This window comes from Proteocatella sp. QWL-06 (genome assembly GCF_058684135.1).
This window is the reverse complement of the sequence record NZ_CM178755.1, coordinates 2,529,774-2,547,389: the sequence shown is the minus strand read 5'-3', so window position 1 is coordinate 2,547,389 and position 17,616 is coordinate 2,529,774. Positions and strand designations below refer to the sequence as shown.

Sequence of the window (17,616 nt, the reverse complement as noted above, 5' to 3'; positions counted from 1 at the left end):
GAGTTTTTCATCAAAAAAAATGATGAACCCTCAAGACTAAACAGCAGAATAGTTTCTCCCTAGAAAGGAGGTGATCCAGCCGCACCTTCCGATACGGCTACCTTGTTACGACTTCACCCCAGTCATTGGTTTTGCCTTAGGCAACTTCCCCCTTACGGTTGGATAGTTGACTTTGGGCCCCCCCAACTCCCGTGGTGTGACGGGCGGTGTGTACAAGACCCGGGAACGCATTCACCGCAGCATTCTGATCTGCGATTACTAGTAACTCCAGCTTCATGCAGGCGAGTTTCAGCCTGCAATCCGAACTTAGACTGTCTTTATGGGATTAGCTCCACCTCGCGGCTTGGCAACCCTTTGTAACAGCCATTGTAGCACGTGTGTAGCCCTAAGCATAAGGGGCATGATGATTTGACGTCATCCCCACCTTCCTCCGAGTTATCCTCGGCAGTCTCTCTAGAGTGCCCAGCCAAGCTGCTGGCAACTAAAGACAAGGGTTGCGCTCGTTGCGGGACTTAACCCAACATCTCACGACACGAGCTGACGACAACCATGCACCACCTGTCACCTCTGCTCCGAAGAGGGGCCCCGATTAAGGGGCTTTCAGAGGGATGTCAAGCTTAGGTAAGGTTCTTCGCGTTGCTTCGAATTAAACCACATGCTCCGCTACTTGTGCGGGTCCCCGTCAATTCCTTTGAGTTTCACTCTTGCGAGCGTACTTCCCAGGCGGAGTACTTAATGTGTTAACTGCGGCACCGACCCTTAGGGCCGACACCTAGTACTCATCGTTTACGGCGTGGACTACCAGGGTATCTAATCCTGTTTGCTCCCCACGCTTTCGTGCCTCAGTGTCAGTATCAGTCCAGAAAGCCGCCTTCGCCACTGGTGTTCCTCCTAATATCTACGCATTTCACCGCTACACTAGGAATTCCGCTTTCCTCTCCTGAACTCAAGCCCGACAGTTTCAAGGGCTTACAACGGTTGAGCCGTTGCCTTTGACCCCTGACTTGTCAGGCCACCTACGCACCCTTTACGCCCAGTAATTCCGGATAACGCTTGCCCCCTACGTATTACCGCGGCTGCTGGCACGTAGTTAGCCGGGGCTTCCTCCTAAGGTACCGTCATTATCTTCCCTTAGGACAGAGTTTTACGACCCGAAGGCCTTCATCACTCACGCGGCGTTGCTGCATCAGGCTTGCGCCCATTGTGCAATATTCCCCACTGCTGCCTCCCGTAGGAGTCTGGACCGTGTCTCAGTTCCAGTGTGGCCGATCACCCTCTCAGGTCGGCTACTGATCGTCGCCTTGGTAGGCTTTTACCCCACCAACAAGCTAATCAGACGCAGGCTCATCCTTGTCCGCATGACTTTGATACAGTCCCGATGCCAGGTCTGTATTTCATCCGGTATTAGCACACCTTTCGATGTGTTATCCCGGTGACAAGGGCAGATTACCCACGCGTTACGCACCCGTCCGCCGCTAAGCTCAGATGTTTCACCCCCGAAGGGGATCCGCATTTGAGCTCCGCTCGACTTGCATGTGTTAAGCACGCCGCCAGCGTTCATCCTGAGCCAGGATCAAACTCTTAAATTTAATGGTTTGACTGGCCGGATTAAACATCCGACATATCTTTTTTCGTTATCTCATAAATGAAATTACGGTTATTACTTTTTTGATGATCACCCGAAGGCTCTCATCTAAATGGTTTGTATATTCTGCTGTTTAGTTTTCAAGGTTCATTCTGTATCGTCTGTTGCTGTTGTTTCTGCCGCTGTTTTATGTTGCTTTGTTTTGGCGACTTTCTTAGTATACTAATTTACTCAGGAAAAGTCAACATTAATTTTTGGATTTTTATCCGTCCTATTTTTCATATTTGAATATTATTTTGTATACAATAAAAATAATTCGGTTTGTATTGATAAAGTAAGCTTTTTAAGTATTCTCAGCTTCAAAAAAGAGCATCATTCTGCTTTTTCCCGAACGATGCCCTTTGAAATTGTTTTAAAAAATATTGCTCCAATCATATTTCTGCGAGTATATCTGTAGGAAGCATGCCTGTGATGCTCCTTCCTCTTCCTGTAATGATATCTGCCGCTCTGCCATGCAGATATACTGCATCTGCTATATGCCTCCCTATAATGCTTTCGGATATTTCGACATGATATTCTCGTCTTTCTTCCTTGTATATAGCCTTTTTCTTCATGATTCCTGCCATGCGTCCTGCTATCATGCCTGAGAGTATATCTCCTGATCCTCCTTTTGCCAGACCCTGGTTTCCGCTGCTGTTTACATACTGTGTGCCATCAGGGCAGCTTGTTATTGTGTAAGGTCCTTTTAATACTACATATATGCCATATCTGGTTGACAGCTCCCTCGCTGCTTCAAATCTTTTGTTCCTTATATACTCCTGCGTCTGTGAGCACAGCGTTGCCATTTCCCCAGGGTGCGGAGTCAGAATGGTTATCCCTTTTCTTCCTTCAAGTTTTTGTATCATGTCCTTCAGGAACCTGAGTCCGTCTCCGTCTATAAGGATGTTGTGCTCTGAATCCAGAAGCTCGCTGATGATATTTTCTGATACTTCTTTTCTGCCAAGCCCCATGCCCACAGCTATGATATCAGAATCTTCCGGGGTAAGGACATGCCTGATAAATCCATCTGACTCTTCGCACTCAGTATACATTGCTTCTGGAATAAGTATCTGTGCCGACGCCCTTCCTCTTTCTGTAGTCGCAACGGATATCAGTCCTGCACCGGAACGCGCGCACGCCATGGCCGTCATTATAGGTGCTCCCGTCATGTTCCTGGATCCTCCTATTATTAAGGCTCTTCCGTTTTTTCCCTTATGATCATCCGCAAGAGAGTGAGAAAATGCTTCACTATGTTCCTTATGCATCTTCTCGTCCCAGAGGTATCTCAGAGGAGAGTGTTCGTTCTCCTGATGGATTATCCCTGCATCTACGGTTATCAGCTTTCCGTAGTTCTGGGCTCCCGGATGCAGATATGCTCCTGTCTTTGGAAACTGGACTGTAAGGGTTATGTCTGCCCTTATAGTGCATATAATGTCTGCAATGTCCGGATCGCTCCCACTTGGTATGTCGAGAGATATCACCCTGGCCCTGGATCTGTTTACTGCTTCTATTATGTGCCTGAATGAATCTGATACTGCTCCTCTCGTACCTGTGCCCAGAAGTGCATCTATTATATAATCTGAGCCTTCTATTATATTGTTTAATTCCTGTGCATTGTCCTGATTCAGCTCATTCAGTACGAATCCCGCCCGGATAAATGCCGCGTAGGCCTTCAGTGCTTCATCTTTGAGGTTTCCTGATGGTCTGCACAGCCATGAGGAAGTCTTTATGCCTCTTACTTCGAGCCTTCTTGCCAGAACCAGGCCGTCTCCCCCGTTGTTTCCGCTTCCGCACAGCACAGTTACTGAAGGCTTTATGATGCCAGGTCCGGCTTTTTCTCTTTCTAATCCGAATGTATCTGCTATGTATTTTTCTGTCTCTTCAAGCATAGCCTGAGCCGCACATTCCATTAGCGCATATCCGGGTATGCCTACATGTTCTATAGTATGTCTGTCCGCCTGCTGCATTTCCTCTCTGTTTAGAATTTTCATATTTTTCCTCCAAAAGGTATTGACATATTATCATTTTAGCGTTAATATTGTTACAAATCAATATAAAAGTCGTTGATTAGAAGTAAGTAACTTGAATCAAGCTTGCAGAGAGCCGGGGGTTGGTGAAACCTGGCAGTGTAGTTTAAGTGAATGGGTCTATGAGATTCCCGGCGAAAGTCTTTATGATTATTAGCCATGGACGTGTTCCTCACGTTACAGAGGTAGGGTATGTTAGTACCTGAAATAAGATAATGCTTTACATATCTTTTCGACCTGCATACCCCAATTCTTTGAGTTGGGGTTTTTTGATTCACAGGACGAGCCGGAGAATCCGGTAATGATATAAAAGGTAAGGCGTTAAAAAGGATGGCACCGCGAATGTTACATTTGCTCCTTATGTATGGAGGAAATATGTACGTTTGGCGGTTTTTTTGTTTTCCTGCTTATTTCTGAATCTACAAATTTTAAAATTTATTTATTTCGCAGGAAGCGAAGAAAGGATATCTATCATGAAAAATTCAAACTTCACAACAAGAAATCTCGTTCTGTCAGCAGTACTTCTCGGTATCGGTTTTGTTCTTCACGCCGTTACGCCTCCACTGTTTTTTGGAATAAAGCCCGACTTCATGCTCGCATGCATGTTCATAGCAATCATAATAAATCCGGATCTTAAAAACACTGTAGTTACTGGTTTCGTAGCAGGTATAATCGCAGCTATGACTACCGGCTTTCCCGGTGGACAGCTTCCATCAGTCATAGATAAGGTATTATCTGCAATATTCATCTATGTTATGATTCAGCTGTTTTCCTCAGCATTTGCTTCAGCAAGAGGCAGACATATATTTACAGGAATCCTTAGCCTGGCGGGCACTATAGTGAGCGGAGTCCTGTTCCTTGGCTCGGCGCTTCTGATGTTCGGGCTTCCTGCTCCGTTCTCTGCCCTCTTTATAACTGTTGTACTTCCTACTGCTGTTGCAAACACATTTGTTTCACTTATAATATACAGGGTTTTTTCTTCAATCAAGACCTATGCTTAAGCTTTACTCAAGGCTGCAGGCCAGCATCTGCAGCCTTTATTTTTTTAAACTGCCATTTTTCTGAATTATATGATATACTGTTTATATGGACAGTATGCGGGAGTATAGACAACACAGTGTTTTTTCAGCACTTTACGGCTGAAGGGGCACTTTTTTATATGCTTTGCAGAATAAGGAGGTGAAACCATGAATCTCATAGATGAACAGGTGCAGCATTCTAAATTTGGAATCGGCAGAATAACTTCAAGCTCAGACAACATGATAAAGGTTGAATTCAGTGAAGATATAGGTGAAAAGAAGTTTTCATATCCTGAAGCCTTTGAAAGCTATCTCAAGATGTGTGACTCTTCGACTCAGAAATATGTGTCAGGAAAACTGGATGAGCTACATAAAGAGCTTTCCAGAGAGCGGATAGAAAAAGAACTTGAACGTCTTCGTGAAGCGGACAGAGCAGCGATCGAAAAAGTAGAAAGAAAAAAAGCTGAGCTTAAGAAAAAGAAGGCAGCAGAAAAACTGGCAGCGAAAAATTAAATATACCCGTTTTTAGAGAGCGCTTTAGAAAAATCATACTGATTTTATCCGGAGCAGCTCTTTTTTTGTGTGTTCTCGAAGGTGTTCAAGGATAACAAAAAGGGTATAAATCAATTGTATTAATAAGTTAAAGAAAGGAGGCATGGTTTGATAAAGCATATTATTTCTCTGGAGCAGCTTTACAAAGAGCTCGATACCGATCCTGACAAAGGTCTCAGTGATCTCTCTTCTCAGGAGAGACTTGAAAGATATGGAAAAAATGTCCTTAAGGAGAAGAAAAGCAGATCTGCCGTCGCAAGATTTGCCGCTCAGTTCAGGGATATTATGATAATCATACTCCTGGTTGCTGCAGCCATATCCTTTGCCGTCTCTCTTAAGGAGCACGATACTTCAGGTTTTTTTGAACCTGTTCTCATAATAACGATAGTTCTGCTCAACGCGCTTACCGGAGTCATTCAGGAAGGCCGCGCCGAAAAAGCACTGGCTGCACTGAAGAGTCTTTCTTCAAAAAATGCAAGGGTAATAAGGAATGCTTCACAGATGATATCAGACTCATCTCTGCTTGTACCCGGCGACATAATACTGCTTGAGGCAGGTGACATAGTGCCTGCAGACGCCAGGCTCATACATGCTTCTTCGCTGAGGTCCGATGAATCCGCGCTTACAGGCGAATCGGTACCTTCAGACAAGGATACAGACTTCATTCCATCAGAAAGCGCCGGAGCATCTGACATGCACAACATGGTTTTTTCAGGGTGCAGCATAACCAGCGGAACTGCAAGAGCTGTGGTTGTATCTACGGGAATGGATACTGAAATCGGAAAGATAGCTGACCTGCTGTCAGCCGAGGATGACACTCTGACTCCGCTTCAGAAGAGGCTTTCGCAGCTGGGGAAATATCTTGGCATGATTGCGATAGCTGCCTGCGTAATAATATTCATAACCGGACTCTCAGACGGAATTCCTGTCACCGATATATTCATGATATCCGTATCACTTGCAGTGTCCGCTATACCCGAAGGCCTTCCTGCCATAGTGACTGTAGTGCTCTCTATCGGGGTACAGAAGATGGTCAGGCATAATGCCATAGTACGGCATCTTCCCGCGGTAGAGACTCTGGGGAGCGCATCTGTCATATGCTCCGACAAGACCGGAACGCTTACTCAGAATAAGATGACTGCAGTGACTGCATTCATATCAGGCTCGGATTCTCTGAAGGAAATCAGCTCAGACGACAGCGAAGAGCTGAGGAGGCTTCTTTTTCTTGCGTCCCTGTGCTGCAACTCCGCCATAGTCGAAAATGGTGATTCAGCAGATCATATAGGAGATCCGACTGAAACTGCTATTACTGCCGCGGCTTTCAGCAAGGGTATCTCAAAAAATGAGATCGATATAACAAATCCAAGGCTTGCTGAGATTCCATTTGACTCTGACAGAAAGCTTATGTCCACCATAAACCTCATATCAGGAAAGAACACTGTCATAGTTAAAGGTGCATATGACAGCCTTATAAAAAGGTGCATTAACGAACATGATGGAATTTCTTCTGGAATGAATGACCTGATGACAAGCGATGCGCTGAGAGTAATTGCCGTGGCTTACAGAGAAATAGAATCGCTTCCTTCCGGTCCGGAAATTGAAAAAATTGAAAACGATCTGACATTCCTCGGACTTATAGGAATGACTGACCCTCCGAGGCCTGAGGCTGCATCAGCTGTTGAAACCTGCAGAGGCGCAGGGATAAAGCCGGTCATGATAACCGGTGACCACGCATCTACTGCTTCGGCAATAGCGCGTGAGCTGGGGATACTAAGTGATTCAGACATCACGCTTACAGGCGCCCAGCTTGAGTCGATGTCAGAGGAGCAGCTGGACTCTGCGATATCAGAAATATCCGTATATGCACGTGTGTCCCCAAAAGACAAGATCCGCATAGTAAGGGCATGGCAGAGAAGAGGCGCGGTAGTTTCCATGACCGGAGACGGCGTAAATGATGCTCCTGCGCTCAAAGCCGCAGACATAGGGTGTGCGATGGGCATAACCGGCACAGATGTGGCAAAGGAAGCCTCAGACATAATACTCACAGACGACAATTTTGCAACTATAGTGGAGGCTGTCAGGGAAGGCAGAGGGATTTATGAAAATATAAAGAAAGCAGTCATGTTTCTTATCGGAACCAACACAGGTGAGATACTGTCCGTGTTCATTGCGATGCTTCTATGGAGAACAAGTCCTCTTCTTTCAACTCAGCTCTTATGGATAAATCTTGTTACCGACAGCTTTCCGGCAATTGCACTTGGAATGGAAAAGACTGATCCTGACATAATGAAAAGGCCTCCAAGGCCGACGGATGAAGGTTTTTTCACGGTATCCACCTCTATACGGGTGCTGCTTCAGGGCACAATGTTTGCAGCTCTAACTCTGTCTGCATTCTGGTATGCATCAGAGATTACAGGAGACATAGCTTCCGGGCGGACCATGGCATTTCTGGTGCTCGCACTGTGTCAGATAACCCAGGCTTACAATATCAGGTCTGAAAAGTCACTTTTCAGGATAGGAGTATTCAGCAGCAGACATCTCAACATAGCATCATCGATTTCTGTACTGCTCATGGCGATGGTGGTCTTCACTCCTTTGAGAGTATTCTTCGGCCTTAATGTGCTTTCTCCATATCTTTACTATATGTCTGTAATCATGGCACTCGTACCTGTCGCTGTAATGGAAGCCGCCAAATTTGCAGGACTCATTAAAAGCTGATATACTGAGCTTACTATACTTCATATTTACAGGAGATGATCTTATGCTGAATATTTCATACAGAAGTCTAATCGATAAATCACCGGTCGGATATGCTCTTCACGAGATAATATGCAACTCAGATGGAGAGCCATGTGATTATATTTTCATAGAGGCCAATGCTGCCTTTGAAAAATTCACCGGCCTGAGCGTGACTGACATTAAAGGAAAAAAAATAAGTGAAATCCTGCCTTATATAAAGAGTGAGGCCTTTGACTGGATATCATTTTACGGCAACATCGCCCTTAACGGAGGCGAAGAGGAGTTCCAGCAGTATTCAGGCGTACTCGGGAGATGGTATACGGTAAACACCTATTCCCCTGAAAAAAACTATTTCGTGACATTTTTTACAGATATAACTGAAAATCTGAGCAAGCAGAGCAAGATACAGGACCTGCTTTATGAAATATCGAAGGAGTTCGTAAACGTAAAGACCGAGGATATCGAATATGCAATAGCAGATTCCCTTGAAAAAATGGGAAATGCCACAGGAGCGGACCGGGTGTATATATTCAGATATGATTTTGAAAGAAATTCATGCTCAAACATATACGAATGGTGCTCTGAAGGAACAGAGCCCAGGATAGAAAGGCTCTCAGACATATCGCTTGACCTTATTCCTGAATGGGTGCAGTGCCATATAAGCGGCAACACGCTTTTCGTGAATGACGAGTCCGAGCTGAGATACATCGAGGAAAGAAAGCATCTTCGGCTTCATGAGATAAAAAGCCTTATAGCCGTCCCCGTGACATATGACAACAGGCTCTATGGATTTGCAGGATTCAACTCCATAAAGAACTCATATCACTACTCCAAACTCGAGCAGAACCTGCTTCAGAACTTCGGACAGCTGCTGCTCTCACTGATGCTCCGAAAGGAAATAGAGGATTCAGTATACATCAAGAAGGAGATATTCAGGACCACTCTGCTATCCATTGCAGACGGCGTCCTATCTGTCGACAATGAACAGAACATAGTACTGATGAATGAAGCCGCAGAAAAACTCTCTGGAATCTCATACAGAGAAGCCCAGGGTAAACCAGTATCTGAGGTTCTCAATTTCATGCACGAAGGCTCTGCGATGCCATGCAGCACTACCGTAGAACGAGTCATAAAGACCGGAATCACAGAGAAGATATCAGATGATGTTCTTCTCGTACACAGAGACGGTCTGCAGATACCTGTCCAGTACAGCATCTCTGCAGTCAGAAACAAGAAAAATGCTACAAAGGGCGCAGTAGTCATAATAAGGGATGTAACCAGCGAGCGCAACATACAGAAGCAGGCAGAATACCTGAGCTTTCACGATCATCTCACAGACCTGTACAACAGAAGATTCTTTGAAGAGGAACTCCTCAGGCTCGACACCCTCAGAAACCTCCCTTTATCAGTCATTATGATTGACGTGAATGGCCTCAAGCTCACAAACGATGCATTTGGACATGAGACAGGCGACCTGCTCCTCAAAAAAGTCGCCGGGATAATGAAAAAAGAGTGCCGCAACGATGATATAGTGGCAAGGCTTGGAGGAGACGAGTTTTCAGTAATACTTCCAAAGACCGATGCTGTACAGGCAAAGCTCATAATGGACCGGATAACAGGCTCAGCAGACAAAGAAAACCTTAAATCCATAGTTATATCAGTAGCTGCAGGATATGCAACCAAGACGTCTCCAGACCAGAATATAGACGAGATAATAAAAATCGCCGAAAACAATATGTACAGCGATAAGATAAACACAGGCAAGCGGATGAGAAGGAAGACTTTTGAGCTGATTACAGTCAATCTTTTCGAAAAATACAGCTATGAGCAGGATCAGAGCGAAAGAATGAAAAAGCTCGCAGCCAGGATAGGATCTGCCATGGGACTCTCAAAGGATCAGATATCGACGCTTGAGACCATATCCTATTACCATGATATCGGCAAGATAATAATCCCTCCAAGGCTCCTTAACAGGCCCTCAGACCTTTCCCTCGAGGAATATGATCTCGTACAGAGACACGCCGAGGCTGGATATCAGATAATGAAATCGCAGGAAGAGTATTCATCAATCGCCATATACGTCCTCTCCCATCATGAGCGATGGGACGGAAACGGATATCCGAGAAAGCAGAAGGGACATGAGATTCCGCTTCTTTCAAGGATACTGGCAGTGCTTGATGCTTATACTGCAATGACCGGAAATCTCCCTTACAAAAAGAGCCTCTCCACAGATTCGGCCATAATGGAGCTGAAGAAGAACGCCGGCCTTCAGTTTGACCCTGAGGTAATCGATATATTCACTGGAATATTGCTCGAAGAAGAGATCTGAAGCGGTAAATCCTTTTCATTTTCCACACTTGTGTGTTAAAATCATAGTATTATGGTGTCCCATGGTAAATAACATTATATTTTGTAACAGGAAAGGATTAAAAATGAAAAAAAGTAAACCAAAGTTTCTGGCAGCAACCCTTGCATCGCTTATGCTTCTTTCAGGATGCGCCGGTTCTACTGACAGTGCGACAGTAAAGAACATCGATGAATATATAAAGCTTGGAAACTACAAGGCTCTTGAATATACCCCAGTCGCAGTAGAAGTCACAGACGAAGAGGTTGAATACGAGATATCCAGGATAATGAGCGAAAATGCGACTTTTAATGAGATCACTGACAGACCGATTAAAGATGGCGACATTGCAAACATAGACTATGAAGGACTTCTTGACGGGACTGCATTTGAAGGCGGCACGGCTACAGGATATGACCTCAGTATCGGCTCCGGAACATTCATACCGGGCTTTGAATCACAGCTCATAGGCGTAAATGTCGGAGAGAGCGTAGACCTTGACATAACCTTCCCCGAAGAATATGGCAGCGCCGAGCTCGCAGGCAAGGCAGTGGTATTCAAGGTAAAGGTAAACTCAATAAGCGAAAAGATCGTTCCCGATTTCAATGAAGAATTCGTTAAGGAGAATTCAGATTTTGAGACGGTTGAAGAATACAGAGCTGATGTAAAGGCTTCGCTTCAGTCTGAAGCAGACTATGCAGACAAGCTTACCCTGCTTGAGATGGTAGTCTCATCATCAGAAGTCCTTAAATACCCTCAGGATCAGACAAATGAATATATAGAGGCAATGAACAAGGATATAGAGCAGACTGCGGCGCAGTACGGAATAACCGTTGACGAATTCCTGAGCACATATCTTCAGATGACTCCTGAACAGTTCCAGGCAGATGCAAAAAGCCGAGCTGAGTCAACAGTATCAGAGGAGCTCGTAATGCTTGCAATAGCAAAGGCAGAAAATCTGGAAGTAAGCGATGATGAGTACGATGCATCTGTAGAAAGATATACAAGATCATTTGGATTTGAATCTTCTGAAGAGCTCATATCTCAGTATGGCAAGGACCTCATAAGAAAACAGGCCCTGTATGACAAGGTACTGGATTTTCTTCTTGAAAACGCGGTGAAAGCTGAGTAGAATTTTCTAAAAACAGTAATAATGCCAAGAATAATAATTTAATAATGAGTTTGAAAATACCGCTGCAGGAAAATTCCGCCGCGGTATTTTTTTATCATACTGCTCTTCTGACAATTCCAGCCATTATACAGTACATATCTTCATTTGTGAATTCATCTTTATCCATTATTTCCCTGTATGCGGATTCGCTTATTACATACGAATTTTTGAGTCCTTCCAGTGAGCTGAAGTTTCTTTTCATAGCCTTGCCTGCTACGGCAATCATGTCCTCAAGCTCTACATATGAGCCCTCCTCCATATCTGAAATCAGGCTCCTGTCGATCCTGCTTTTTGAATTGTTCTCGATAAGGTAAAGCATGCTGTCAAGCATCTGGTAAGAAGCTCTCTCGTCCAGCCTGTAGTCATTGTCATAATTCATGCTCAGAAGCGCCCTGCTTCTCATGTATCTTATCTGCTCCTTTGCATAGCTTTCTTCTATGGGATTGCTGTTCTGATAAGCTACCAGCCTCACCCCCTGATCAAAGAGCATGTTTCTTGTCTGAAGGAGCAGCTTGTCATTTTCAGCCATCTCCGAAACAGATATGGAATTTTCTATTATTACCTTTGACATAACTCCGGCAGCCTCGCCCATTCCCATGAGCACCGGAACCGTCCTTGCGCTTCCAAAGGCCACTGAATCAAACCCTGCACACTTGCTCGCAACGAATATCCCGTCCACATCCTGCGGTATCATCATTCCTGCCGTTATTCCATATGGCCTCGTGCCTGAAAGTATGGTTCCGGAATCCCCCTTCTTCTTTGCCTGTATGTCTATAGGGTAGCTTCCTGAGGCAATGAAGTTCTTTGGAAACACGTTATCGAATACTGCCTCCGATGTAAGAGTATCCTTAGCAACCAGATGCCTTGTCTCCCTGAAATAGAACTCAGGAGCTACATCCACAAGCTCTGCATTTTCAAATCCTGTGAGGTTCTCCCTCATGTACGGAATCACGTCCTTAAGTATCCTTTCCCTGGCTTCAAGCCTTATCTGCTCATCTGCCGCCTTGTCATAAGGATTCATGTCAAATATCTGAAATGCATTTACAAGAACCGTTCCGTCATCCTGAAGCCCCAGGTTGAGTCCTCTCATCTGCATCTTTGGATTGTCTACGGGGCAATTGAACATCTCCTCATAACCCCAGGCACTGGTCCCATTTGCACCGGTCTTGGGATCTCCGTCGTACTTGAGATGGTCTCTTACGCTGTTCCAGTCGATCCCATCTATCTTGAATACCAGAGTCGTCGCCTGATACTGATTCTTGAATCCCATGTCTTCCTTTCCCTCAAGGAACCTTGCTCCTGCTTTCATCGCTATTTCAGCAGTCGGAGTGCAGTCGATCACTACCTTCGCCCTAATGTTTAAAGGATCTGTATCTTTGCCGAGCGTAATCTCTGAGATTCTTGAACTGCTGTCATAGCTGTAGTCGAATGAGCTGTCGTCTATGAACAGCACCTCTGCACCGCTCTCAGAAAGAATTGTCTCAAATGCTCTCTGAGCCTGATTTACATCAAATGCCTTCCGCTTTCCGGTGAGCTTGTAGAATCTGTCGAATATCCCGTGGTTGAGATAATTCTCCGGATAAAATCTCGTGTCAAATACGCTGTTCTCGTTGTCGGGAGCATAGTTGAAGTCTATCATATTGAGCCAACCGAGGGTATAGAGCCCTCCCGCTGCTTCTCTTTCAAAATCCACGAGCAGCGTCCTCAGCCCGTTTTTTGCCGCACTGGCTGCTGCCGCAACTCCTTCAGGGTCGCTTCCAAAAACTGCGACATCATACTCCTCATAGCTCACAGGCATGACCGTATCCTGAGTCTCTAATTTTTCCTGTGCATATGCAGGACCTGCATCAATCCCAAAAATACCACTGACGGCTGCAGATGCTGCAAGCATGATCGCCAGTATTCTTTTTCCATAACCTTTCATGTTTCCTCCATCTGTTTTATTTTTGATTCATCATTGACTTTTATATTATATCCCTGGCAAAATTTATTGTCAAATCAGGAAATCGTTTACTCCTCGCATCTCAGTAATATTAAGCTTTCTGGCTCCATTTTTTCAGCAAAAGGCATTGTTTTAATATTACTTATACATTAAAATAAGAATAAACAGGTTTCAACAAAGTTGTAAAATTAAGGAGACTATATATGCTAAAAGGTATCGCCGCTTCGGATGGAATTGCAATTGGCCGGGTACTTCTTCTTAAAAAGGAAATCCCCGTTATAATGAGAACCGTTATTCCGGAGTCCGAAATCAGCTCTCAGCTGGGGATTCTTGATAATGCTCTCAAAAAATCCATATCTCAGCTTAAGGCCATTCAGTCTGAATCTGATGAAAATGTGAGCCTTATTCTTGATTCTCACATCATGATTCTTGAAGATACTGAGCTCATAGATGCAATTCGCCTCAAAATAGAGACCGGAAAACAGGACGCTGTATCTGCAGCTGATGAGACCCTCAGGTTTTTTGCTGATATGTTCCGGGGAATGAAAAATGACTACATGAAGGAACGATCCGAAGACATAACCGACATAGGCTACAGACTCATAATGAACATGCTGGGAAGAGAAATCCATTCCCTCAGATCCATAAAAGAACCGGTAATAATAGTTGCACATGATATAACCCCTTCAGATACGGCTCAGATGAAAAAAGACATGGTGCTTGGATTCCTGACAGATATAGGAGGAAGGACATCTCATGCGGCAATAATGGCAAGATCGCTTGAGATCCCTGCAATACTGGGCCTTGGAAACATAACCTCATCCGTGCAGCATGGAGACAGAGTCTGCTTTGACGGCTCAGAAGGCACAGTCCTGATAAGTCCGGATGATGAAATCATAGATATTTACTCCATGAAGGCCGTAAAGCTTCAGAAGGAAAAAGAGCTTCTGTCTGTATTCAGGGACAGGCATTCAGTATCTTCAGACGGCAGGAAGGTTGAGATATGCGCAAACATAGGAAATCCTTCCGATGCTCTAAGAGCTAATGAATACGGGGCGGAGGGCATAGGGCTTTATCGAACCGAATTCCTTTACATGGACAGGCCGTCCATGCCAACGGAGGAAGAGCAGTTTCAGGCATACAGGATAGTACTTGAAACCATGGGAGAAAGACCCGTGATAATACGTACGCTCGATATAGGCGGGGACAAGAACCTTCCATACCTTTCAATCCCGGAGGAGACAAATCCTTTTCTTGGCTATCGCGCAATGAGGATATTCCTGGACAGGCCCGAGATATTCAAGGTACAGCTCAGGGCGCTTCTGCGGGCCAGCATATATGGAAAGCTTCGAATAATGTATCCAATGATATCCAGCGTCGAGGAGGTAAGAGCCGCAAATCTGATTCTCGAGGAATGCAAGCGTGAGCTTGATGCGGAGGGTATAAGCTATTCAAATGAGCTGCAAAAGGGAATAATGGTAGAGATTCCCTCTGCTGCAATAGCCGCAGACCTGATCGCAGACGAAGTCGACTTCTTCAGCATAGGAACCAACGACCTTATCCAGTATACCTGTGCGGTTGACCGAATGAACGAAAAAATATCCGGACTCTACAATCCGTTCAATCCAGCGGTGCTGAGGCTCATAAAAAATGTGATCGACGCAGCCCACGACAACGGAATATGGTGCGGAATGTGTGGAGAAGCTGCCGCAGACAGCCGACTCATACCGCTTTACCTTGGAATGGGGCTGGATGAGTTCTCTATGAGCGCAGGATCTATGCTCAAGGCACGAAAGCTCATTTCCGGGCTCTCTTATGAGAAAATGCAGATCATGTCCAGGGATGCGCTTAAGATAAAGACTTCTGATGATATAATAGCTTTCCTTGCTGAAAACTCAATATACGATGGTAATGCTTAAAACAAATCAGACCACAGCGCCATTCAAGGCTCTGTGGTCTTTTTTTATTCATTGTCCTTATAATACTCTGACACTCTATTCTTTCCTTCTGCCTTGGCTCTGTAGAGAGCCTCATCTGCTTCTTCTATCAGCTGATCGACCGTCTTTTCTCCAGAGCGGGTACCTGACACTCCTATGCTGACAGTGACGCTCAGCTCGACTCCAGGCTTTACTATGGTCATTGAATCATCCTCTATGTTTCTTCTTATCCTCTCTGCAGCCTCAAGCGCCACTTCTCTTCTCGCATCGTTCATGAGAACTATGAATTCTTCGCCTCCGTATCTGCCTGCCTTGTCATCTGATCTTACGGAATATCTGATTATATCTGCTACCTTTCTGAGTACTATGTCGCCTACTGTGTGTCCATAGCTGTCGTTTACGAGCTTAAAGTCATCTATGTCTATCAGGAGTATGCACATTCCGTCATCTGATCTTTTTTTCTCCTGGCACTCATACATTTCCTTTCCAGTCTTCAGTATGCTGCTTCTGGTGAGAAGGCTTGTGAGGAAATCATGATTTGCGCTATGCTCGAGCTTTTTGTAGCTCAGCGCATTGTTGAGCGCTATGCCTGAGTACTCAGCAAGTACTTTGAGAGTGCTCAGGTCCTCAAGCGAGAATGCGTCCTTTGAGAATGACTGTATGCTTATTACGCCTGTTACCTTCCCATGAAATCTGACGGGAACGAATATGGCTGAATTTGGAATTTCAACGGAGACTTCAGTTTCAATCCCTGTCTGGAGCTTTCTCACATCTTCTATATATTCTCCAAAGTTGTTTATATATCTGCTGTGCTCATTTTCCATATCTCTTATGAATATCTCTCTGTCGTTTCTTATGCAGTAGCCTGAAAAAGTGTTGCTTTCCACAGGAAGATTGTCTACCTTGAGCCTTCTTCCCTTTTCGACAGAGATCTTGTATTCATAGTCCGCGACAGATTCGTCATAGCTGACTATCTGGATTATATCCGGGCTGCATATATCCTGTATCTCTTCTGCAATCACCGCAAATATTCCGTCCTCATTCAGGTTTGACATTATTCTTCCGAGCGACTCGTAAATCCTGTCCTTCTGTCTCGAAAGAGCCATATATGTGCTGGCCCTGTCCGATGCCCTCTTTATTTCAAGCTCCTTCATGCTTGGAGACTTGAGCGCCTCTGATATCATCTTCTCAGTTTCCATATATTTCTCAAGATAGAAAAGCGCCATCTCAGAATCTCCCCTTGCCTTGAACAGAGCGCTCATCTGGCTGTATAGCTTTCTCTTAAGCCTGCAGTTGCAGTCATCTTCAATGAGTGACATAACCTGATCCGCCTTTTTCACAGCTGATTCATGACGTCCTCTCATCATGTCCATATCCATCCAGTCAAGAAGCACCTCTGCAAGACCTGAGGTGAATCCATATTTTTCAGCAAGGTATGCTGACTCTTCATATGTGAAGCCCGCCTCCTGATAAAGTCCTCTTAACTTCATGAGATTTGCCTTTTCCTGAAGAAGCATATACCTGAGCGATATATTTCTGTCACTCAGGAGGACATCCGCTCTTTCAATATATTTCTGCGCTTCAGCCAGATCTCCAAGCTTCATCTCGCATATGGCCCGATTAAGGTTTATTATGAAGTCATTGCTGATGCTTCCTATATATGACATCCTCTCTATTTCCTGGGAGAGGTATCTTGCCTGCTCATAATCCTCCATGTCTATATACATGGCGACCAGGTCAGCCTTGAGCACGCTGAGGGCCTCGTAGTCATTTATCTCAGCAGCCAGCTCCATGGACCTTATGCTTGTCTCAATCGCCTTTTCAAAATTAAAGCAGCATGAATAGACAGAAATGAGTGCAACAGATGCATTAAGCATCCCTCTTGCATCATCTTCTGACTCAAATATCCTGCATGCCTCCTCAAGAAGGTCTATAGCCCTCTCAATCTCTGAACAGCTGTAAAACGAACACCCCATCTTGTACAGAAACCAGGGATATGCAAAATCGAGCCTGCTGTTTCTTGCAAAGTCGACAAGCTCTCCCAGTATTTCTATGCACTCCGCCTGAGGCATGTTGAATATGGCATCACACAGCTCTATGCAGTAGTCCTGATTTCCCCTTAATTTTTCCATTTCTGCAAGAATATCCCTTTTTTTCACCTGCATACCCCCTGATAATACTTATTTTATCATTGACGTTATTACAGTATATATATCCATATTTTGCAACATATACCCTTTTTTATGTAATTTTATTCTAAC

General features: G+C 44.7%; 9 protein-coding genes, 1 rRNA gene and 1 other annotated feature. Of the genes, 6 read left to right on the top strand and 4 right to left on the bottom strand.

The genetic code is table 11. The features are described from left to right. Window positions 1–63 precede the first annotated feature (63 nt). Together AC4PGZ_RS12085 and AC4PGZ_RS12080 are read right to left on the bottom strand one after the other, a co-directional pair. A 16S ribosomal RNA gene (locus tag AC4PGZ_RS12085) occupies window positions 64–1,589 on the bottom strand. Window positions 1,590–2,016: 427 nt separating this feature from the next. After that, entirely contained in the window at window positions 2,017–3,615 is a 1,599-nt protein-coding gene (locus AC4PGZ_RS12080; protein ID WP_492158867.1) for an NAD(P)H-hydrate dehydratase, read from the bottom strand. A 63-nt stretch (window positions 3,616–3,678) separates the two neighbouring features. Continuing rightward, window positions 3,679–4,013: a binding site (T-box leader), on the top strand. A gap of 111 nt (window positions 4,014–4,124) precedes the next feature. Between AC4PGZ_RS12080 and AC4PGZ_RS12075 the strand changes: the two genes are divergently transcribed. The 5 genes from AC4PGZ_RS12075 (at window position 4,125) to tig (ending at window position 11,437) form a co-directional block, all read left to right on the top strand. Beyond that, window positions 4,125–4,652 carry a tryptophan transporter gene (locus AC4PGZ_RS12075; protein ID WP_492158866.1) on the top strand — a complete coding sequence of 176 codons (528 nt, stop codon included), beginning with the start codon at window positions 4,125–4,127 and terminating at the stop codon, window positions 4,650–4,652. 186 nt (window positions 4,653–4,838) lie between these two features. Further along, window positions 4,839–5,183 (top strand): hypothetical protein, encoded by a 345-nt coding sequence (locus AC4PGZ_RS12070; RefSeq protein ID WP_492158865.1) that lies wholly within the window; start codon window positions 4,839–4,841, stop codon window positions 5,181–5,183. Window positions 5,184–5,330: 147 nt separating this feature from the next. Further along, window positions 5,331–7,940: a cation-translocating P-type ATPase gene (locus AC4PGZ_RS12065; protein ID WP_492158864.1), complete on the top strand. Its 2,610-nt coding sequence runs from the start codon at window positions 5,331–5,333 to the stop codon at window positions 7,938–7,940. A 43-nt stretch (window positions 7,941–7,983) separates the two neighbouring features. Next, window positions 7,984–10,290, top strand: coding sequence for an HD domain-containing phosphohydrolase (locus AC4PGZ_RS12060; protein WP_492158863.1), 2,307 nt, complete (start codon window positions 7,984–7,986; stop codon window positions 10,288–10,290). 103 nt (window positions 10,291–10,393) lie between these two features. Then, window positions 10,394–11,437, top strand: a complete 1,044-nt coding sequence (gene tig, locus AC4PGZ_RS12055; protein WP_492158862.1) for a trigger factor — start codon at window positions 10,394–10,396, stop codon at window positions 11,435–11,437. Between the two features lie 94 nt (window positions 11,438–11,531). Here the strand turns inward: tig and AC4PGZ_RS12050 are convergent, their stop codons facing one another. After that, window positions 11,532–13,400, bottom strand: coding sequence for an FAD-dependent oxidoreductase (locus AC4PGZ_RS12050; protein WP_492158861.1), 1,869 nt, complete (start codon window positions 13,398–13,400; stop codon window positions 11,532–11,534). A gap of 221 nt (window positions 13,401–13,621) precedes the next feature. On the opposite strand from AC4PGZ_RS12050, the gene ptsP reads away from it, so the two are divergent. After that, window positions 13,622–15,337, top strand: coding sequence for a phosphoenolpyruvate--protein phosphotransferase (gene ptsP / locus AC4PGZ_RS12045; RefSeq protein WP_492158860.1), 1,716 nt, complete (start codon window positions 13,622–13,624; stop codon window positions 15,335–15,337). A 44-nt stretch (window positions 15,338–15,381) separates the two neighbouring features. Here ptsP and AC4PGZ_RS12040 read toward each other — a convergent pair whose 3' ends face one another. Further along, window positions 15,382–17,514: a sensor domain-containing diguanylate cyclase gene (locus AC4PGZ_RS12040; RefSeq protein ID WP_492158859.1), complete on the bottom strand. Its 2,133-nt coding sequence runs from the start codon at window positions 17,512–17,514 to the stop codon at window positions 15,382–15,384. Window positions 17,515–17,616: the final 102 nt, after the last annotated feature.

Excerpts from the sequence above, each read along its gene's own strand:
- AC4PGZ_RS12080 (WP_492158867.1), bottom strand. The coding sequence starts at position 3,615 with ATGAAAATTCTAAACAGAGAGGAAATGCAGCAGGCGGACAGACATACT.
- AC4PGZ_RS12075 (WP_492158866.1), top strand. The coding sequence starts at position 4,125 with ATGAAAAATTCAAACTTCACAACAAGAAATCTCGTTCTGTCAGCAGTA.
- AC4PGZ_RS12070 (WP_492158865.1), top strand. The coding sequence starts at position 4,839 with ATGAATCTCATAGATGAACAGGTGCAGCATTCTAAATTTGGAATCGGC.
- AC4PGZ_RS12060 (WP_492158863.1), top strand. The coding sequence starts at position 7,984 with ATGCTGAATATTTCATACAGAAGTCTAATCGATAAATCACCGGTCGGA.
- tig (WP_492158862.1), top strand. The coding sequence starts at position 10,394 with ATGAAAAAAAGTAAACCAAAGTTTCTGGCAGCAACCCTTGCATCGCTT.
- AC4PGZ_RS12050 (WP_492158861.1), bottom strand. The coding sequence starts at position 13,400 with ATGAAAGGTTATGGAAAAAGAATACTGGCGATCATGCTTGCAGCATCT.
- ptsP (WP_492158860.1), top strand. The coding sequence starts at position 13,622 with ATGCTAAAAGGTATCGCCGCTTCGGATGGAATTGCAATTGGCCGGGTA.